This window comes from Actinoplanes sp. NPDC024001, assembly GCF_040638955.1.
Taxonomy (GTDB): Bacteria; Actinomycetota; Actinomycetes; order Mycobacteriales; family Micromonosporaceae; genus Actinoplanes.
The window spans coordinates 1-19,418 of record NZ_JBEZZB010000181.1; the positions used below are offsets into that span (position 1 = coordinate 1).

Annotated in this window: 16 protein-coding genes; 4 read left to right on the forward strand and 12 right to left on the reverse strand. The window is 73.2% G+C overall.

The window, feature by feature from the left end:
• Positions 1–124 precede the first annotated feature (124 nt).
• Positions 125–679, reverse strand: a complete 555-nt coding sequence (locus tag AB0F81_RS42805; protein WP_360208246.1) for an RNA polymerase sigma factor — start codon at positions 677–679, stop codon at positions 125–127.
• Between the two features lie 105 nt (positions 680–784).
• Here AB0F81_RS42805 and AB0F81_RS42810 point away from each other — a divergent pair, with 105 nt between their 5' ends.
• Entirely contained in the window at positions 785–2,752 is a 1,968-nt protein-coding gene (locus AB0F81_RS42810; RefSeq protein WP_360208249.1) for a methyl-accepting chemotaxis protein, read from the forward strand.
• Position 2,753: 1 nt separating this feature from the next.
• On the opposite strand, the gene AB0F81_RS42815 is transcribed toward AB0F81_RS42810, so the two are convergent.
• Both AB0F81_RS42815 and AB0F81_RS42820 read right to left on the reverse strand, forming a co-directional pair.
• Positions 2,754–3,548, reverse strand: coding sequence for a sulfite exporter TauE/SafE family protein (locus tag AB0F81_RS42815; protein ID WP_360208251.1), 795 nt, complete (start codon positions 3,546–3,548; stop codon positions 2,754–2,756).
• A gap of 138 nt (positions 3,549–3,686) precedes the next feature.
• Complete coding sequence (locus tag AB0F81_RS42820) at positions 3,687–4,268, reverse strand: TetR/AcrR family transcriptional regulator (protein WP_360208254.1); 582 nt, start codon at positions 4,266–4,268, stop codon at positions 3,687–3,689.
• Between the two features lie 58 nt (positions 4,269–4,326).
• On the opposite strand from AB0F81_RS42820, the gene AB0F81_RS42825 reads away from it, so the two are divergent.
• Positions 4,327–5,682: an MFS transporter gene (locus AB0F81_RS42825; protein ID WP_360208257.1), complete on the forward strand. Its 1,356-nt coding sequence runs from the start codon at positions 4,327–4,329 to the stop codon at positions 5,680–5,682.
• Here AB0F81_RS42825 and AB0F81_RS42830 read toward each other — a convergent pair.
• The 4 genes from AB0F81_RS42830 to AB0F81_RS42845 all read right to left on the reverse strand — a co-directional run bounded on the left by AB0F81_RS42830 (position 5,648) and on the right by AB0F81_RS42845 (position 12,667).
• Positions 5,648–7,447 (reverse strand): glycoside hydrolase family 15 protein, encoded by a 1,800-nt coding sequence (locus tag AB0F81_RS42830; protein WP_360208260.1) that lies wholly within the window; start codon positions 7,445–7,447, stop codon positions 5,648–5,650. The genes AB0F81_RS42825 and AB0F81_RS42830 overlap by 35 nt on opposite strands.
• Before the next feature lie 28 nt (positions 7,448–7,475).
• Entirely contained in the window at positions 7,476–8,063 is a 588-nt protein-coding gene (locus AB0F81_RS42835) for a TetR/AcrR family transcriptional regulator (protein WP_360208262.1), read from the reverse strand.
• A gap of 9 nt (positions 8,064–8,072) precedes the next feature.
• Positions 8,073–9,524, reverse strand: coding sequence for an MFS transporter (locus tag AB0F81_RS42840; protein WP_360208265.1), 1,452 nt, complete (start codon positions 9,522–9,524; stop codon positions 8,073–8,075).
• Positions 9,525–9,796: 272 nt separating this feature from the next.
• On the reverse strand, positions 9,797–12,667 hold the full coding sequence (locus tag AB0F81_RS42845; RefSeq protein ID WP_360208268.1) for a glycoside hydrolase: 2,871 nt from the start codon (positions 12,665–12,667) through the stop codon (positions 9,797–9,799).
• A gap of 49 nt (positions 12,668–12,716) precedes the next feature.
• On the opposite strand from AB0F81_RS42845, the gene AB0F81_RS42850 reads away from it, so the two are divergent.
• Entirely contained in the window at positions 12,717–13,388 is a 672-nt protein-coding gene (locus tag AB0F81_RS42850) for a QsdR family transcriptional regulator (RefSeq protein WP_360208270.1), read from the forward strand.
• 28 nt (positions 13,389–13,416) lie between these two features.
• Here AB0F81_RS42850 and AB0F81_RS42855 read toward each other — a convergent pair whose 3' ends face one another.
• The 4 genes from AB0F81_RS42855 to AB0F81_RS42870 all read right to left on the reverse strand — a co-directional run bounded on the left by AB0F81_RS42855 (position 13,417) and on the right by AB0F81_RS42870 (position 16,330).
• Positions 13,417–14,322: a dienelactone hydrolase family protein gene (locus AB0F81_RS42855; RefSeq protein ID WP_360208272.1), complete on the reverse strand. Its 906-nt coding sequence runs from the start codon at positions 14,320–14,322 to the stop codon at positions 13,417–13,419.
• Between the two features lie 199 nt (positions 14,323–14,521).
• Positions 14,522–14,905, reverse strand: a complete 384-nt coding sequence (locus AB0F81_RS42860; protein WP_360208284.1) for a hypothetical protein — start codon at positions 14,903–14,905, stop codon at positions 14,522–14,524.
• Between the two features lie 79 nt (positions 14,906–14,984).
• Positions 14,985–15,761 carry a hypothetical protein gene (locus AB0F81_RS42865; protein WP_360208275.1) on the reverse strand — a complete coding sequence of 259 codons (777 nt, stop codon included), beginning with the start codon at positions 15,759–15,761 and terminating at the stop codon, positions 14,985–14,987.
• Positions 15,758–16,330, reverse strand: a complete 573-nt coding sequence (locus AB0F81_RS42870) for a sigma-70 family RNA polymerase sigma factor (protein WP_360208277.1) — start codon at positions 16,328–16,330, stop codon at positions 15,758–15,760. Before AB0F81_RS42870 ends, AB0F81_RS42865 begins: the two co-directional genes overlap by 4 nt.
• Positions 16,331–16,469: 139 nt before the next feature.
• Here AB0F81_RS42870 and AB0F81_RS42875 point away from each other — a divergent pair, with 139 nt between their 5' ends.
• Positions 16,470–16,997 (forward strand): DUF6817 domain-containing protein, encoded by a 528-nt coding sequence (locus tag AB0F81_RS42875; RefSeq protein ID WP_360208279.1) that lies wholly within the window; start codon positions 16,470–16,472, stop codon positions 16,995–16,997.
• A 1-nt stretch (position 16,998) separates the two neighbouring features.
• On the opposite strand, the gene AB0F81_RS42880 is transcribed toward AB0F81_RS42875, so the two are convergent.
• The coding region (locus AB0F81_RS42880) for a CHAT domain-containing protein (protein WP_360208281.1) at positions 16,999–19,418 on the reverse strand (2,420 nt) is incomplete at its 5' end.

A 19,418-nucleotide genomic window follows, 5' to 3' on the forward strand; every position in this document is an offset into this window, starting at 1 on the left:
CGCCGCCGGCGCGGCGCCCGGGCCGGCTCGGGCGGTCCCTGTGCCAGCAGCCGGTCGAGGGCCGCCGGGTCCACCGCGGCGACGGGCTTGATCCTGCGCAGGACGTCGATCGGATCGTCGGTCTTCATGCTCCGCTCCCCGGGGAGGTCAGTGGTTCGCCGGTACGTGGGGTGACGACCGTGGCGCCGGCCCGCAGCCGCTGCCGGGCCCGGTACAGGCGCAGGTGGAACGCCGGCAGCGAGCAACCGGCCACCCGCGCCGCCTGGGCCGGCTCCAGCCCGTCCCAGGCGATCAGCAGCAGGGCCTCCCGTTCGCGGGGCGTCATCGCGGCCAGCCGGTCGAGCACCGCCGCCCGCTCGGTGGCGAGCACGTCGGCGGCGGCCGCCGGCCCGGCGACCTCCCGCAGCCGTTCCATCTCCGCGGCCAGCCGTTCCTGCCGCCGCCCGGACCGGCGCTGGTTGGCGATGGTGTTGCGGGCCACCACCAGCAGCCAGGGCAGCGGGTCGTCCGGGACGCTCGCCAGCCGCCGCCAGGCCACCAGGAACGTCTCGGAGACGACGTCCTGAGCGGTGTCCGGGTCGACGTGGCGCAGCGCGTAGGCCAGCACGCGCGGCGCGTGCCCGGTCCAGAGCGCGACCAGCCGTTCCTGCTGATCCTGGGGCGTCGGTTTCGGTCTCACGTCACGTAATGTCCGGGGGCATGCCCCGATTTACGCACGGCTGAGAGCCGGTGCGGTCGAGCGGCAGCCGCTCAGCCGGAACGGTGATGTGCCGAACAGGGTGTTGTGCGCCGTTCCCGGATCACGATCAAGGTACGTGTCATCGCCTCGATGGTGGTGATGCTGGTCGTCGCGATGGCGGCCGTCGTCGCCTACATCACCAGCCGCAACGCGGCCGACGCGCGGGAGACCGGCTTCTCCTACGCCGAGGAGACGGCCGAGCACCACGCCACCGAGATCGAGGAGGTGCTCCTCGCCGGTCTGGGCACGGCCCGCGACATGGCCCGGGTGCTGGCGGCGAACGCGCAGACCGGCACCGGCCGGGAAGCCGCCAACGCCGAGATGCGGGCGGTGCTGGCCGCGCACGAGAACCTGCTCGGGGTGTGGACGGGCTGGGAGCCGAACGCGTTCGACAACCGGGACCGGCGGTACCGCTCGGCCGACGCCCGGCACGACGCCACCGGCCGGTTCGTGCCGTACTGGTTCCGCGACGGCACGCAGATCAGCTCGTCGCCGCTGGTCGACTACACCGAGGCCGGCGCCGGCGACTACTACCTGGTGCCGCGGGACAGCGGCAAGGAGAAGGTGATCGAGCCGTACCTGTACGACGTCGGCGGCACGGAGACCCTGATCACGTCGATCTCGGTGCCGATCGAGATCGACGGCCGGGTCGCCGGGGTGGCCGGCATCGACATGTCGCTGGCCACGCTGCAGGACCTGGTCGGTGAGGTGCGGCCGTTCGGCACCGGTTCGGCGATGCTGCTCAGCACCGGCGGGATGCTGGTCGGTGGCGGCGACGCCGCCCAGGCCGGTCAGGCCGCGCCGGCCGGCGCCGCCGGCCTGGCGGCGCGGGCCGCGAAGTCCCAGACGAGCAGCCGCGAGGTCACCGAGGTCGACGGCGAGGAGACGGTACGGATCGCCGCCCCGCTGGCCATCGGGGAGAGCGACACCTGGTCGCTGGTGGTCTCGGTGCCGACCGGCGCGGTGCTGGAGGCGGCGCACACCACCCGCTGGGTGAGCATCGTGCTCACCCTGGTGGCGGTGCTGATCGCCGGGATCGTCGCGTTCTTCCTGGCCCGCACGATCGTGCGCCCGATCGAGCGGCTGCGCGACCGGATGGCCGAGATCGCCGACGGCGACGGCGACCTGACCCAGCGGGTCACCGCGGACCGCGACGACGAGGCCGGGCAGCTCGCCGAGGCGTTCAACCGGTTCGTCGAGAAGGTGGCGGTCACCATCCGCGGGATCGCCGGCTCCACCGGCACCCTGACCAGCGCGGCACAGGAACTCACCGACGTGAGCCACCGCCTGCGGTCCGGCGCGACCGAGGCGTCCGAGAAGGCCGGTTCGGCGAGCACCGCGAGCGAGGAGGTCAACGCCGGGGTCCAGGCGATCGCCGCGGGCGCCGAGCAGATGAGCGCCTCGATCGCGGAGATCTCCACGAACGCCACCCAGGCCGCCCAGGTCGCGGCGCAGGCGGTCACCATCGCCGAGCGCACCAACGGGCAGGTCGCCGAACTCGGGGCGGCCAGCAACGAGATCGGCGAGGTGGTCCGGCTGATCACCACGATCGCCGAGCAGACCAACCTGCTCGCCCTGAACGCCACCATCGAGGCGGCCCGGGCCGGTGACATGGGCAAGGGCTTCGCGGTGGTGGCCGGCGAGGTCAAGGATCTGGCCCAGCAGACCGCACAGGCCACCGAGCAGATCACCGCCCGGATCTCGGCGATCCAGAGCTCCAGCGACTCGGCGGCGGCCGCGATCGGGGAGATCGCCCACGTGATCAACCAGATCGGCGACTACACCACGACGATCGCCTCCGCGGTCGAGGAGCAGACCGCGACCACCGCCGAGATGAGCCGGACGGTCACCGAGGCGGCCGGCAACAGCGGTGACGTGGCCCGGACGATCACCGGCGTGGCGCAGGTGGCGGCCTCCACCGCGGACGGCGCCCGCAGCACCCAGCAGGCGGCGGCGAACCTGTCCCAGCTCGCCGCCGACCTGAGCGGCCTGGTCGGGGCGTTCCGCTACTGACTCAGGCGGCCAGCATGCGGACCACCGCGGTGAGGCCGACGATCACGATCACCGCGCGCAGGGCCGGGTCGGGCAGCCGGCGGCCGTAGCGGCCGGCGACCAGGCTGCCGGCGATCGAGCCGGCGGCGATCAGCGCCACCGGCGGCCAGGAGACCGTGCCGGCCACGATGAAGATCACCGCGGCCACCGCGTTGACCAGCCCGGCGAAGACGTTCTTGACGCCGTTGAGCTGCTGCAGGGTGGCCGGCACGAGCAGGCCGAGGATACCCAGCAGCAGGACGCCCTGCGCCGCACCGAAGTAGCCGCCGTAGACGCTGGTGCCGAAGATCCCGGTGGTGAGCAGCAGGCCGGTCCGGGAGGTGCCGGCGGTGAGCAGCGGGCCGGAGCGGGCGGCCCCGGTCGACGCCTCGCGGCGTTCCCGGACCTTGCGGGAGAGCCAGGGCTGCAGCACGACCAGGATCAGGGCCAGGCAGATCAGCACCGGTACGACCGCGCGGAACGCCTCGTCCGGGAGCACGAGCAGCAGCATGGCGCCGGTGATCCCGCCGAGCAGGGCGGTGGTGCCCAGCCGCACCAGCAGGTGCCGCTGGGTGGCGAGCTCGGCCCGGTACGCCCAGGCCCCGGCCACCGATCCCGGCACCAGGCCGACGGTGTTCGAGGCGTTCGCCACCACCGGCGGGTAGCCGAACGCCAGCAGCACCGGGAAGGTGATCAGGGTGCCGGAGCCCACCAGGGTGTTGATCGCGCCGGCGGCGACGCCGGCGGCCAGGATCTGAGCTGCTTCGAGCAGGTCCATTCGGGTATCGCCTCTCCCTAGGCCGGTCGCCGCCGGGAAGGGTCGGCGCCGCCTTCGGTCATGATCGCTGGAAGCCTACGGGCGCGCCCGTGGCGGCCTGTCCTGCGGCGGGACGGGTCCTGCGCAATGGAACCGGGGTCACCGGTACGGGGCCAGGACCCGGTCGATGCGCTCGGCGAGCCACGGGCCCAGCTCACCGCTGCCGTCGATGGCCCAGGTGAGCTGGGCTCCCGCGTACACCGCGTAGATCGTGTCGGCCAGCTCGGCCGGATCGTCGTTCTTGAGCTGGCCGGCCGTCACCGCCTCCGTCAGGAGGGCGGACAGTTGGGCGCGCAGCGCCCGGCTCTGGGCGGCCGAGTGGGTGTGCAGCTCCTCATCGGTCAGGTCGAGCTGGAGGAACGCGAGGTTGTTGGCCATGCCCTCGCGGGTGGCGATCGGCGCGGTGAAGGCGATCAGCCCGTCACGCAGCGTCTCGAGCGGCCCGGCGCCGGTGGCCCGGACGGCGTCGAAGGGGTCCGCGACCGAGCCGGCCTCGCGGGTGGCGAAGGCCATCAGCAGCCCCCGCTTGGAGCCGAAGCGCTGGGTGAGGGCCGGCGCGGTCAGCCCGGCCCGGCGGGCCACCGCGGCCAGGGTCACGCCGGCCGGCCCGGCCTCGGTGACCGTGTCGGCCACGGCCCGGAAGACCGCGTCGTCGCTGACCGTACGTGGGCGTCCCGTCATGCCGCCATCCTAGAGACCGCCTTTACTTTATGAACATTCATAAAGTAACGTCCACGGCATGACTGAGGTACGAGTCCGCCCGGTGTCCCGGGCCGTGCTGCTCCTGCTCTGCGCCGCACAGGCGATGCTGATCATCGACGTGGTCGTGGTGAACGTGGCGATCCCCGCGATCCGTGCCGACCTGGGCATCCCCGACGAGCGACTGGTTCTCACCGCGATCGCCTACACGCTGACCTTCGGCAGCCTGCTGGTCGTCTTCGGCCGGGCCGGCGACCTGCTGGGCCGGCGCCGCCTCTTCCTCGCCGGCCTGGCGCTGTTCACCCTCGCCTCGCTCGCCACCGGCTGCGCTCAGTCGGAGTGGCAGCTGCTCGCCGCGCGCGCGGTGCAGGGCGCCGGCGCGGCCATGGTGGCCCCGACCGCGCTGGCGCTGCTCACCACCACGTTCGCCGAGGGCGCCGCCCGCAACCGGGCGCTCGGTTACTGGGCCGCCGTCGGGTCGGCCGGCGCGATCGGCGGCCAGCTGCTCGGCGGGGTGATCACCAGCACCCTCGGCTGGCGGTGGATCTTCCTGATCAACGTGCCGGTCGGTGTGCTGGCGATCGCCGCCGGGTGCCGCTTCCTCACCGAGAGCCGGGCGCCGCGCCGGGCGCCGCTGGACCTGCGCGGCGCCGTTCTGCTCGCCACCGGCCTGGCCGCGGCGATCCTGGCGCTGGCCGGCTTCGCCCAGGCGGCGCTCGCGGTGGCGTCGGTCCTGCTGCTGGCCGCGTTCGTCCTCGGCGAGCGGCGGCACCCGGACCCGATCCTCGACCGCCGGCTGCTGCGGACCGCCGCGGTGGCGCGCGCCAACCTCCTGCTCGCGGTCAACGCCGGGGCGCTGGCCGCCACGCTCTTCTTCACCACCATGTACCTGCAGGAGGTGCTGGGCTATCCGGCGGTCCAGGTCGGACTGGCCTTCGCGCCGGTCACCCTGGTCGTCCTGCTGGTCTCGCCGCGTGCCGGCGCTCTGGTCGGCCGCTACGGCGTCCGCCCGCTGCTGACCGCCGGCTTCCTGCTGCTCGCGGCCGGGATGCTGCTGCTCGCGCGGATGCCCGCCGACGGCAGCTACCTGCGGGACGCGCTCGCGCCGCTGCTGCTGCTCGCCGTGGGCAGCGGCCTGTCCTACGCGCCCACGTTCGTGGCCGGCACCACCGGGGTGGCCGACGACCGGCAGGGGGTGGCCTCCGGCCTGCTGAACTCCGCGCAGGAACTCGGCACGGCCGCCGGCCTGGCCGTCCTCGGCCCGCTCGCGGCGGCGGCCGGCGCCGGAGCCGACGGTTACCGGACCGGGCTGCTCGCCGCCGGGGGAGCGATGCTCGCCTGCCTGCCGCTGATCCGCGGCATCACCGCAGCCCCTCCCGCACCCGCGCCTCGGTAGGCCCGAGGGCCGCGGTCAGGGTCCGGGCGGTGTCGATCAGCGGCACGTGGCTGAACGCCTGCGGGAAGTTGCCGACCAGCCGCCCGGCCTCGGTGTCGTACTCCTCGGAGAGCAGGCCCACGTCGTTGCGCAGCGCGAGCAGCCGGGCGAACGTCTCCCGGGCCTCGTCGTGCCGGCCCATCAGCGCGTAGTTGTCGGCCAGCCAGAACGTGCAGGCCAGAAACGCTCCCTCGCCGGGCGGCAGACCGTCCACGTCGGTGCCCGGGTGCTGGGTGTAGCGCTGGACGAAGCCGTCCACCAGCAGGTGTTCCTCGATCGCGGCGACGGTGCCGGCCACCCGCTCGTCGTCGGCCGGCAGGAAGCCGACCAGCGGCACCATCAGCAGCGCGGCGTCGAGCTCCTCGGAGCCGTAGAACTGGGTGAACGTCTTGCGGGCCGGGTCGTAGCCCTTCTCCAGGATGTCGGTGCGGATGTCGTCGCGCAGCCGGCTCCACCGCTCCAGCGGGCCGTCCAGATCGAACTCCTGCACCGCCTTGACCGCCCGGTCGGCGGCCACCCACGCCATCAGCTTGGAGTGCACGAACTGCTGCGGGCCGCCGCGCACCTCCCAGATCCCCTCGTCCGGGTCCATCCAGTGGTCCTCGACGAACTGCATCAGCTTGACCTGCAGGCCCCAGGCCGGGTCGTCGGCCTTCAGCCCGGCGCGCCGGCCCTGGTGCAGCGCGTCCATCACCTCGCCGTAGACGTCGAGCTGGAACTGCTCGGCGGCGGCGTTGCCGATCCGCACCGGGTTGCCGTCGTAGCCGGTCAGCCAGTCGGCCACGTACTCGTCGAGGCGGCGCTCGCCGGCCACGCCGTACATGATCTGCAGTTCGGCGGGGTTGCCGGCGATCGCCCGCAGCAGCCACTTGCGCCAGGCGGTCGCCTCGCTCTGGAACCCCGAGTAGAGCAGCGACTGCAACGTGATGGTGGCGTCGCGCAGCCAGCAGAACCGGTAGTCCCAGTTGCGCACGCCGCCGAGCTTTTCCGGCAGGCTGGTGGTCGCGGCCGCCACGATGCCGCCGGTCGGGGCATAGGTCAGGGCCTTCAAGGTCAACAGCGAGCGTACGACGGCATCGCGCCACTCGCCCTCGTAGGTGCAGGCGGACACCCAGCCGCGCCAGTACCCTTCGGTGACGCCGAGCTGGTGCACCGGGTCGGTCACCTCGGGCGGTGGCAGGTGCGAGGGCCGCCAGGTCAGCGTGAACGGGACGCGGTCGCCCGCCCGTACGGTGAAATCCGCCCGGGTGGCCAGATTCTCGCCGCGCGTCTCGAGCGGGGTGCGCAGCCAGGCCGCGTCCGGGCCGGCGACCGCGACCAGGTCGCCCTGCTCGCGGTAGACCCAGGGCACCACGTGCCCGTAGTCGAAGCGCAGTCGCAGGACCATGCTCATCTCGACCTCGCCGCGGACGCCCTCGACGATCCGGACCACCGTCGGCGCCTCGGTCCGCGGCGGCATGAAGTCGATCAGCCGGACCACGCCGCCCGCGGTCTCGAACTCGGTCTCCAGCACCAGCGTCTCGTCGCGGTAGCAGCGGCGGGCGGTGTGCTCGCCGGCCGGGGTGAGGGTCCAGTGCCCGTTCTCCTCGTCGCCGAGCAGCGCCGCGAAGATCGCCCCGGAGTCGAACCGGGGCACGCAGAGCCAGTCGATCGACCCGTTGCGGCCGACCAGCGCGGATGTCTGGGTGTCGGCGATGATCGCGTAGTCCTCGATCGGCAGCGCCATGCCCTCGCAGTACCCAGGCCCCGAAGGGTCATTCCTCCCAGGGCAGCTGTTGCCACCATGCGGGCTGCCGGGTCAGCTGGATGAGGCGCCGCTCCAGCTGCCGGATCGCCGGACGGTCCACGGTCTCGCCCCACAGCGGGGCGCTGCTCACCCCGTCGGCGGCGGCGATCACCAGGGTCAGCACGTCCGGTGGCAGGCCGTCGGCGTGCAACTCGGCGTTGAGCTGCCGGGTGTCCGCGTCGACCAGCTCGGCCACCGCCGGAACGGTTGTCAGCTGGGTGATCAGGGCCATCGCCTTGCGGACTGCGACCTCGTCGGCGGCCGGGGCGAGCAGCGCCCGCACGTACGCCCGGGTGTACCGCCCGGGCTCGGTGTCCGCCGGGTCCAGCCGGCCCTCCACCTGGGCGCGGAAGGAGGCGAGCAGATCCCGGGCGAGTTCCAGGATCAGCTCGTCCTTGCTGGCGAAGTGGTAGATCAGGCCACCCTTGGAGACCCCGGCGTGCCGGGCGATCTCGTCGAGCGTGGCGTTGACCCCTCGCGTACGGATCGCCTCGCCCGCGGCGTCCAGAAGCGCGCGCCGGGTGTCCTCGGGTGAGCGGCCGGCTGTTCGTCCCATCCGCGCAGGCTATCGAGACGGGATGAGTCGCCACGCGACCACGGCCGCCAGCATCGTGAACCCGGCCGCCACCAGCGAGGTGCTCTGCATGGCCGAGACGAACGCGTCCTTGGCGACCTGCGCCAGAGCCGGATCGAGGACCTGCAGCGCCGCGCCGAGCGAGTCGGACGCCGCGGCCGGCGCGGACGCGGGCAGCTCCAGATTCGACCGGTAGAGCGCGGTGATCATCGAGCCCAGCACCGCGATGCCGAGCACCACGCCGAGCTCGTTGGCGGTCTCGGTGACCGCCGACACCGAGCCGGCCTTGCGGGGCGGGGCGGCGGACACGATCGCGTCGCCGGCCAGCGTCATCGCCAGGCCCACCCCGAGTCCGACCGGCACGAGGCAGAGCGCGAGCCACACGTACGAGGACTGGCTCGCCGCAGGCGCCACCAGAGCCAGGCCCGCGGCTGCCACCGCGAGCGACACCGCGATCGCGCGGCCCCGGCCGAGCCGGGTCATCGCCACCCCGACCAGGCCGATCACCACGATCGACGCGAGTGTCGCGGGCAGCTCGGCCAGGCCCGCCTGCAACGGCGAGAAGCCGCGGGCGAACTGCAGGTACTGCGAGAAGAAGAAGAGCAGGCCGACCAGCGCGAAGATCGAGATGACGTTGGCCGCGACCGCGCCGGAGAAGGCCGGGCTGCGGAACAGGTCGACGTCGATCATCGGGTTGGCCAGACGGCGCTGGCGGCGGACGAAGAGCACGCCGGCGACCAGGCCGACCACGATCACCGGGCTGAACTCGCCGGCCGCCAGGTGGGTGATCGAGTAGACGATCGGGGCCACGGCGAGCATGGAGAGCGCGGCCGAGGCGAAGTCGAACGGGCCCGGCTGCGGGTCACGCGACTCCGGCAGCAGCCAGAGGCCGGAGATCACCACGACCACCATCACCGGCACGTTGATCAGGAAGACCGAGCCCCACCAGAAGTGCTCCAGCAGGAAGCCGCCGACCATCGGCCCGGCCGCCGAGCCGGCGCCGAACGCGGCCGACCAGACGGCGATCGCGCGGGTGCGCTCCGCGTCGTCCGGGAAGAGGTTGCGAATCAGCGAGAGCGTCGACGGCATCAGCGTGGCGCCGGCGACGCCGAGCAGCAGCCGGGCCAGGATCAGCTGCTCAGCGCTGGTGGCGAAGGCGGCGAGCAGGGACACCAGGCCGAACAGCATCGAGCCGGCCAGCAGGATCCGCTTGCGGCCGAACCGGTCGGCGAGGTTGCCCATCAGGGCGAGCAGGCCGGCCAGGGCGAGCGAGTAGATGTCGCCGATCCAGATGATCTGCTCGGCGGTCGGCGACAGGCTCTCGGTCAGCGACGGCACCGCGAGCGCCAGGACCGTCCCGTCGATCGACAGCAGCAGCACGGCCGCGGCGAGCACGCCGAGCGCCGCCCAGCGGCGGCCGGTCTGGGGCAGCGTTGTTGTCATGCCGTTACTGTACCGACCAGTCGGTATAGTAACCAGTCAAGCACCGGACCGGCACCGACTTCATCAACAACGTCGCGCTGCGGGGATCGCCTTCAACAGTTACTCGCGGTCGGTCAACGCTGGAACCCGCGGCTGCGGCTGGTCAAGGAGATCCTGCTGTCCCGGGAACCCGAGGTCGCCGAGTTCCCGGGAGTGCTGCGGGCGTCCTACCAGGTGCAGGCGCTGAGCACCCGCCTGTCCCGGAAGGGGACGATCATCCTGCACTACCGTTTCTAGGTCTTGGCCAGGACCTCGATCTCGGCGACGGTCAGGTAGCCGTTCGGCACCGCGGTCAGCGCCACGCAGACGGTGTCGGTGCGGGCGGCGAGCGGTGCGGAGACGGCGAGCGGGCCGGCGGTGCCGACCGGGACGTCGGCGCCGCCGGTGCAGGTCCCGTCCGGACCGGGCACACCCACCCGCAGGCTCTCCGCGAGCCCGCCACCGGCCGCGTTGTCCCGGTAGAAGTGGGTCACCACCCGGGTCACGTCGCGCACCCCGGCCAGGCGCACGGTGATCGTGTCGGACGGGTTGCGGGCGCTCGGCTTCCAGTTCGACCAGGCCTTGTCGGTGGTGTCGCCGTTGGCCAGGCCGGCCGGTGAGTAGCCGCTCTCGGTGAAGGTGGCGGTGACCGACGAGATCGCGGCGCGGCCCTCGACCGGCTCGGTCACCCGCACCCGGACGGCCGCCGGGAGCCTCGTGCCGTCCACCACGGTCGCCGTGCCGGTCAGCGTCACCACGCCGACCCGGTCGAACGCGCCGGCCGGCGCCGGGTTCCAGGTCACCGGCAGGTCGGCACGGCGGCCGTGCCGGCCCAGCCCGGTCACCGTCGCCGGCAGCACCGGCTCGCCGCCGGCATAGGTCCTGGCCCGGGCCGGCACGGTCGCCCGGAAGGTGTCCACCACCACCGCCACCCGGGCCGCGACGCGCCGGCCGAGCACGTCGGTCGCGGTGCCCCGCACGGTCACGGTTCCCGGTCTCGCCCACCGCCGTTGCGGCGGCATCCGCCAGGTGACCGGCAAGGTCGCACGGCCGCCGCCGGCCAGGATCGCGGTCACGCTTTCCGGCAGCTCGGGTACGAGACCGGGCACCGTGTACGCGGACAGCGCCCCGGTGCGCAGAACGGTCTCGTCGCGGACCGCCCAGCGCTGGTTGGACCCGGACGTCGGCTGGTAGAGCCCCACCCGGGTGCCGTCGGCGGTGGCCTGCCCGGGCACGTCGGCCAGTCGCCGCGCGGCCACGTTGATCAGCGTGTAGGTGCCGTCGCCGGTGGTGGACAGCATCCACTGGGCGCCGTCGTCCGCCGCGCCGCCGCCGTCCTCGACGACCACCGCCCCGGCCCGCACGGCCAGGCGCTGGCCGGTGCCGGCGTTGCTGATCACGTACCGTTCGCGGTTGCTCAGCCCGTCGCCCAGCGCCCGGAACATCCATAGTTGCCCGGCTGCGGCCGGATCGCTGGTCCGGATGGCGGCGCCGCCGCCGTCCGGCGTGAGCGAGCGGCCGCTCTGCACCCCTTCGATCCGGTACGTGTGACCCGCCCGGATGTGGCCGACGGCGGTGCCTGACACCCCGTCGATCAGGAAGGTGGTGACGGAGTGCGCCGGCACGGTCAGCGTGGCTTTCTGGCCGGACACCGCGACCGGGGTGCCCTTGACCAGCTTGCCCTCGGTGCTGGTCACCACCGGGGTGACCCGGGCGTTGCGGGCGATCCGGCCGAACTTCGACAGGTCGAGCGTGACGGCCCGCTCCTGCGCGGTCTGGTTGGCGTGCACCGCGGTCGCGCCCCTGCCGTCCGCGCGGACCGCGGTTGCCGTGGCGGTGTCGCTGACCTTCACCATCCGGTCGCCGGGCCGGATGTAGTGGGTGAAGTTCCGGATCGTGTCGAACTTGGTGTTGGTCCGGATCGGGCAGCTCCGCAGGGTGTCGGTGGCTGTGCAGTCGAACGGCACGTGGATCGAGCCCCACTGCAGGTTGCCCTCGGCGACCATGTTGTCGGCGTCCTCGATCGGCTGCCACAGCACCCACGCCGACGGCTCCAGCTCGCGCAGGTCGTCGATGATCCGCTGCGCCATGCCGAGCCCCGAGTTCATGCTCGTGTAGTCGTTGCCCCAGCTGCCCTCCACCTCGCTCATCCAGAGCGGGCGCTGCTCGGCCTTGGCCACGTCCCGGGCCGCGGTGCGCTGCCCGGTGCCGTAGGTGTGCACGTTGAGCTGGGACACCGCGTCCTGGGCGGGTTTCGGGTATCCGTACCAGTCGGTGACGAACGTGCCCGGGTTGGTCTCGTCCGGCGCGGCGACGAGAGCCTCGGTGGAGGCGGTGGCGAGGCGGTTCTTCAGCGCGGTCACCACCTGGGCCTGCAGCGCCGGCCCGGCGTGCGCGCCCTCCTGCCGGCCGCCGGTGGGCTGCCCGTCCGCGCCCAGCGTGGTCCGCCAGTAGTTGGTGTTCGGCTCGTTCAGCGGGTCGATCGTGTCGAACGCGATGCCGTGCGCGTCCTCCAGGTGCTCGGTGACCCGGACCAGGTACTCGGCGAACTGGTCCGCCCGGTCGGCCCGGATCTGGTCGGTGTTCGGGTCGAAGCCGCCGCTCACGTAGCCGCTGACCGTCTGGAACCACGGCGGGGAGTTGCTGAACGCCTCCCAGCGGGTGACCCGGTCCTTGACCCGGTCCACCCACCAGCGCTGGGCGGGGTCGGCGTCGAAGTCCCAGTGCGCCGGATCGTCCGGGTTCCACCACTCTTTGTCCTGCGGCCCGTAGGCCTGCGGCGCCTTCCAGAACCCGGGCACGGCGCCGCCCGGGCGCAGGTAGGGGCGGACCGTGGGCGCGTTGCCGCCGCCGATGTTGAAGCGGGCGATGTTGAGGTTCAGCCCGTCCGGGCCGAAGACCATGTCGACCAGGCGCTCGCGGATCTCGTCCGGGTAGCCGCCGGTGGCCTCGGCCATCCAGACCAGGCTGGTGCCCCAGCCCTGGAACTCGGGCTGCTGGTACGACGGGTCGATGGTGACGGTGACACCGGCCGCGGCGGTGCTGTCGGCCGGGGGAGCGGCGGTGGCCGGCGGTGCCGTGAGCGACGCCAGGAGCAGCGCCGTCACACCGAGTCGGACGATCATGGACGGCCTTTCGTCGACGGAATGTTTACGCAAACATCACACTGCATCGATGTCAAGGGCCGGGTTGATCCGATGGTGGCTCCGGGCCGTACCAGAAAAGGGCAGGAATGGGGAGCAGGCCGCCGGGTATTGCATTTCCGCGCAGCCGGGCGAGTGGGGGTGTGCATTGCCTGAGAGCCGGCGTGTCATCGCACCGGAGGCGCTGTTGCGCGGCGCCGTGATGCATTACCTGCAGCACTCCAATGTGGATATGGAGGCGCTGGCCGCGGAATTGTCCATCAGCCGTGCCACGCTTTACCGGGCGGTCGGCAGCCGGGACGCGTTGCTCGGCGAGGTCCTCTGGGCGCTCGCGCGACTCCTCCTCGACGAGGCCCGCGCGGAGGCCCGTGGCGCCGGCGCGGACCGAGTGATCCAGGTCTCCCGGGTGTTCGAGGAGCTGATGTCCACGGCGCAGCAGCTGCGGCAGTTCGTCGCCGCCGAACCGCAGACCGCGGCGCGGGTGCTGGTGACTCCGGCCACCGATCTGCAGCAGCGGGGCGTCGAGGCGCAGCTGAAGATCTTCCGGGAGGCGGGCCTCACCGGGGACGAGGAGGACCTGCGCCGGCGAGCGTACCTCTATGTCCGCTTGCTCGGATCGGTGATGTACAGCGATCTGCTCGGTGTGTCGGGCGTCGAGTTCGAGCTGGCCGAGCCCGCCCTGCGCGCGCTGCTGCCGGAATGACCGCGCCGCGGCCATTCCGGCAGTCACCTCAGACGGCGAAGTTCGCGCAGGTCTCGCGGTACTCCTGCACGGTCAGGCCGGCGCTCGGGCCGGGGCAGACGAACTGCTGGTAGCGAGTGTCGTTGTCGACGAAGAGCTTGAGCCAGGCGATGCTCATCTTCGCGATCGTGGTGTTCGAGGTGTTCGGGGCGAAGTGGCTGGCGTTGTTCAGCTCCACGTACGCCTTGCCGGGCGCGGCCGGCAGGCTGTTGTAGAACGGCTCGGCGTGGCTGCGGACCGACGCGATGGAGTCGTTCTCCGCGCCGACGATGAGTGTCGGCACACTGTTGCGGCTCCACGACTTGGTCAGGTTCCACGGGGTGAGCGGGATGGCGGCCTGCAGCGACGGCCGGCTCGCGGCGGCCTCCAGAGTGCCGCCACCGCCCATCGAGTGGCCCATCACGGCGACCCGGGTGGCGTCGATCCGGGTGCGCACGCTGCTGCGGCCGGTCAGGTAGTCGGCCGCGGCGAGCAGCTGCCGGCCGCGGCTGGCGGGCTGGTCGGAGGTGGTCAGCGTGTCGATGTTGAAGACCACGAAGCCCTGCGACGCGATCCGCGGGGCGATCCACGCCATGCTCGACTTGGACGCGGTGTAGCCGGGCGCGATGACCACCGCGCCGAAGGTGCCGCTGCTGGTGTCGGTGGGGTAGTAGATGTCGCCGCCGCCGAAACCGGAGGCAGCGGTTCGCGAGACGCTGGTCTGCGCGGTGGCGAACGGTCCTCGAACCGCTTCGATGGTGCTGATGCTCGGCGCCGGGCCCTTCGGGAAGGCGGTGGTCGCCGCGTTCGCGGACGGGATGAGGGTGATGCCGGCCGCGCTCAGCGCGACCGCTGCCAGTGCACCGACCACGGCCGGGCCGCGACGGATTCGGCGTTGGGGGGTCGTCCGGGACAACGTTTCTCCCTTGTCGGAGTAATGGGCTCGCCAAGGGATTTTTGAGCGCGGGCGATGCGGTCATCAATGGGTGCGGAGACTTGTGAGACGGGCATCCGGACACCGGTTCTGATAACGCTGTTATCTACGCATTCCGCGCTGTCGGATCGATGATCTTATGCAATTCCATGGAAATTGGAGCGCTCCCATGGTGGGCCTGTCAATTGGGCGTGAAGAGGCCCTGGATGCCCACCACGACGGCGATCAGGCCGAAGATCGCCAGCAGCAGCGCCCGCCCGGACGGCTCGGCCCGCCCGGCCGCGCCGTCGAGCGGCTTGCGGCCGGTCAGCCGGTCCCACAGCAGCGCCAGGCCGACGCCGATGCCGACCACCTCGAAGTGGAACAGGCGCGGCCCGGACGTCAGGTGCACGATCAGGTAGTAGCCGCCGGCGACCAGGGCGACCACGCCGATCAGCCAGGCCCAGCGGGAGATCCGGTCGGCGAACCGGCCCACGTTGTCGCCCACCGAGGGCAGCCGGCGCAGCAGCGCGACGGCGAGCACCAGGCCGCCGAGGATGTTGGCGAGGTCGAGCAGCAGTGCCATCACGGCCGGGTCCTTCCCGCGGGGATCGATCGGGAGCGTAGCGTTTCCGGATCGATCCCCGGCCAAACCCGCGCCCGCGTCAGCCCCGCCAGGACTTGGCGTCCTTGATCACCGTGCCGTCGCGCAGGGTGAGGTCAACGGTCCACAGGTCCCGGGTGGTCGACCGGCCGGTCCACTCGATGGCGGTTCCCGGCCACCACGCCACGTAGCGGCCACCCTTCAGGGACGCCTGCACCGAGAGGTCACGGATGTGGACGGTCACGGCGGTCACGTCGGGGCCGGCGGCGCCCTCGATGATCGAGGCGTCGCCGAAGTCGGCGAGCCCACCGGCCAGGTAGTGACCGGCCGGTGCCTTCCGCGCCGGCCCCGAGCTGCCGCTCACGCCCCATACGACGTCGTCCACGTCGTCGCTGCCGGGCACGTTGTGGGCCAGGCACGCGCCCCCGGTACTGGGGTTGTCGACGCGGTACAGCAGCGCGGCGTACTCACCGCGCCGTTCGGCGAGGACCAGCTCGGCCTGATCCAGGTTGTGGAAGGCGACGTCCATCTCGTCCCGGCACTCCGCGCCGATCAGGTCGATCTCGGCGCTGGACAGGGGAGTCGGCACCGGGGTCCAGGACGCATACGCCCGGCCGCCCCCGAGGTTGCCGGGCAGCACGAGGGCCGCGCCCAGCACCGCGGCGGCAGTGGTGGCCGCGGCGGCGATCACCAGGCGGCGCCGGGACCGCCGGGCCGGGGTGGGCGCGTCGTAGCCGGTGGCCACGATCCGTTCCAGGTCGGCTGCCGCGCGTTCGCGGTCCGCCGTGGTCAGCGGGCCGGCGGCGTCCAGGGCGCGCAACGATTCATCGAGGTTCACGACCGGTTCTCCATGGTGTCGAGGCCGAGGGCGGCCAGCGAGCCCTCCGGGCCCGGTTCGGCGCGCTCCAGGTGGCGGCGCAGGGCGCGGCGGGCACGCAGCAGCCGCAGCCGGTACGACGCGGCGGTGATGCCCAGCACCCGGGCGGCCTGTGGTGAGGTGAGGCCCTCGAAGACGGTCAGCGCCAGCGTCTCCTGCTCGCCGGCGTTCAGCTGTCGCCAGGCGGCGGCCAGGTCGAGCCGCTGGACCGCGGCGTCGTCCTCGGGCGCGCCGGCCTCGGCGGGCCGGGTGATCTCGGCGATCCGGACCGCCAGAGCGTCCTGCCGGCCCAGGCCACGGGCGGTGTTGAGCAGGCAGTTGCGGGCGATGCCGAACAGCCAGGCCCGCGCGTCGCCGCTGCTCGGCGGCGCCTCCTCCAGGCGGCGCCAGGCCACCAGGAAGGCGTCGGCGACCACGTCCTCGGCGTGGCTGGGATGCACCCGGCGCCGGGCGAAGCGCAGCACGTCGGCGTGGGTGTCGGCGTAGAGCGCCCGGAAGCGCCCCTCTCGGTCGGGCTGCACTGTCCTCACACCCGGTACCTGTCCGGCACGGCGGCGAGTGTTTCCATCGCCCGCAGTCTGGCAGGGTGCGGCGACGGGTACTTGCTGTGACGAAGAGCGCACGCTCCGGGGCGGCGCGCCGGCGGGCGCCGGTCATAGGTTGCTGGGCATGAGTGCTGACGTGCGGGACTGGTTGCAGCAATGTGGAGCCGACACCGTCCGGCATCCGGGTGGGACCCTCTATGCCCACCTGTGCCGGGTCGAGGAGCGGCTCGCCAAGCTGGGGCACGGCGACGACGTGCGGTCCGCCGGGCTCACCCACGCCGCCTACAGCACCGACGGGTTCGACCTCGCGCTCCTCTTCTGGCAGGACCGGGACACCCTGCGCGACCTGGTCGGCGCCGGGGCCGAGGAGCTGGTCTATCTCTACGGCGCCTGCGACCGGCACAGCAGCTGGGCCCGGCTGGCCGAGACGCGGCAGGTCACCGACCGCTTCACCGGCGAGACCCGTGAGCTGACCGACGAGCAGCTGACCCCGTTCGTCGATCTCAGCATCGTCAACGAGCTCGACGTGATCGAGCAGAACCCCGCCCTGCTGGCGGCCCACCGCGACCATTTCGAGCGCATCTTCGCTGCCTGGGAGCCGGTGGCCTCGGCCCCGGTGGTCGCCGACGCGCAGCGGGTTCTGAGCCGCTGAGTCACGGTCCGAGCAGGACGAAAGGCGCCCAGAGCCGTTCGGCGCTGCCGTCGAGCGGCTCGTTGCCGGCCGGCGCGAAGCCCAGCGCGGTGGCTTCCGAGCGGAGCCGGCCCGGGCTGGCCTGGGCGGCGAAACGTTGCGCCCCGGCCAGGGCGTAAGCGGGCGCCACCCCCTCGGTCAGCCCGCGCAGGAACCGGCCGATCACCACGGTCGCCGCCTCGTCGTCGACCGGCCAGAGCGGCAGCACCACCCGCCGCACCCCGGCGTGCAGCAGGTCCCGGGTCAGCCCGGCCACGTCGTCGCCCAGGGTGACCGTGGTCCGCCCGAGGTCGCCGGCGCAGAGCACGGCCAGTTCCGCGTCGGCCCGCAGATCCCGGTCGCGCAGCGGCGCCGTGCCGAAGACCAGCACGTCATGCCCGGACAGCCGGTCGACGGCGGGGGCGCGGCCGAGGATCGACGTCGCGACCGGCGGCCCGTCCACCACCAGTGGGCGCACCGGCCGGACCGGTTCGTCCAGGACGGTCTTCTCGGCGGTGAGCAGCGCGGCGCTCGGCAGGTAGGACACTACCCGCTCCAGCCCGAGCGGCCGGGCCCCGAACGGCAGGGCGTGGAAGGGCAGCAGGCGCAGCGGACCGCACGGCACGACCACCACGCGCCGGTGGTGGCGGATCACCGGCGCCATGTCGGCGAGGAGCACGGCCGCCAGTTCGGTGGCCTCCGGCCCCTGGCCGTGCCCGGCGGCGCAGCGGGTGTGGAAGCGCCGGACCAGCGCGGCCAGCGGCCGGCCGGCGATACGGCGGTGGTGCACCCGCACGTCGTCGGGGGTCACCGCCCAGACCATCAGCTCGGTCCCGGCGGTCAGGTACGCCAGCACCACGGTGTCCGCGGCGAGGCGGCTCTGCAGCAGGCGTACGTCCAGCGGCGCCGGTGGAGCGGCCCGCCGCAGCAGAGCGCCGCGCTGGACGCGTTCCAGTTCGGACTCGGCGCGCGACAGCGCCGCGTCGGCGCCGGCCACCGCCTCGACCAGTGGGGTGGTGTCGCCGGAGCGGGGCGTGTCGATCGCGGCGGCCAGCCGGGACGCGTGCGTGGCCCAGTCGGCGGTGCGCCGGTGCCACTCCTGCCACGGTTCGGTGCCGTCCGGGCGGTCCGGGCGCAGGGTCAGGGCGTGCCGCCGGTCGGCCGCCGCGAACGACTGCCGGCGCAGGTCGGCGGCGTCCGGCCGGTAGTGTTCGGCACGCGCCTGCACAACCAGGGCCCGCGCTGCCGCCAGATACAGAGCGGACACCCCGTCCTGGTCGCTTGCGGCCAGCCGGGTCCGGTCCCGGGGCAGGCTCGCGGTGAACTCCTCCAGCATGCGGGCGCCTTCACGGGCGTACGTCAAAGCTGCCGCCGCGTCGTCGTGCTCAAGAGCGAGTTGCGCTGCGGTGAGCTGGGAACGCCAGTTGCGCTGCGCGCCGCCGGCGCGGGCGAACGAGCGGGCCGCGGCCGTGAAGTCCCCGGCGCGCAGCGCGAGCGGCGCGAGCAGCAGGTCGGGAAGTGCCCGATCGCGGTCCAACTCGGTCAGCGCGGTCCGCGCCTCGGCGTGCCGCTCACCGGTGATCAGCACCAGCGGCCGCAGGTCGGCCGGCGCGCCGCTGCGCTCGGCCGCCTCCAGCGCCACCCTGAACCATTGCTCGGCCTGCTCCGGCAGCCCGCGCCGGTGGGCGTGGCCGCACCGGGCCAGCGGCACCAGCGCGTCGATCACGGCGAGGGTGTCGATCGCCGGCCGGGCGTCAGCGAGAGTGGGCAGGGTTTCCTCGATCCAGCCGCGCAGGCGGAGCAGGCCCCGGGCGGCGTCCTCGGCGGCGGCCGTGCCGATCCGGCTGCGGTGCGCGGCGACCATCGCGACGACCGCGTCGAGGCAGTGGGCGAGCGCGACCTCCGGCGGCCCGGCCACCCCGTGGGTGCAGTGCCGCAGCCGTTCGAGCCGGGCCAGCGCCCGGTCGGCGAGGCCGGTGCGGGACTCCAGGCCGGCCAGCGCGGTGATCACCGGACGGGCCGGCAGTGCCGGGTCGGCGGCGAGCAGCGGCAGCGCGGCCAGATAGCCCAGCCGGGCCCGGGCCGGGTCCCCGTGGGCCTGCCAGTGCTCGGCGGCCCGCTGCAGCAGCCGGCCCAGGCCGGTGCACCAGGCCCGGCTGCCGATCGAGGCGGCCCAGCCCAGCACACCGGCGACCGGGCCGTGCTCGGGCGGGCGGCCGCCGTCGCCGAGGGCCGCCGCGTGCGCGGCGAACAGTCCCTCGTCGAGGTCGGCGATCAGCAGATGTACGGCACTGAGCTGCACCCCCGCAGTGTCCCCGGCGGTGGTCCAGGCGTCCCGGGCGGCGTGCAGGTGCCGCCGGCGCCGGGGCCGGTCCCCGGCCAGCCAGGCCAGGGTGGCCTGGC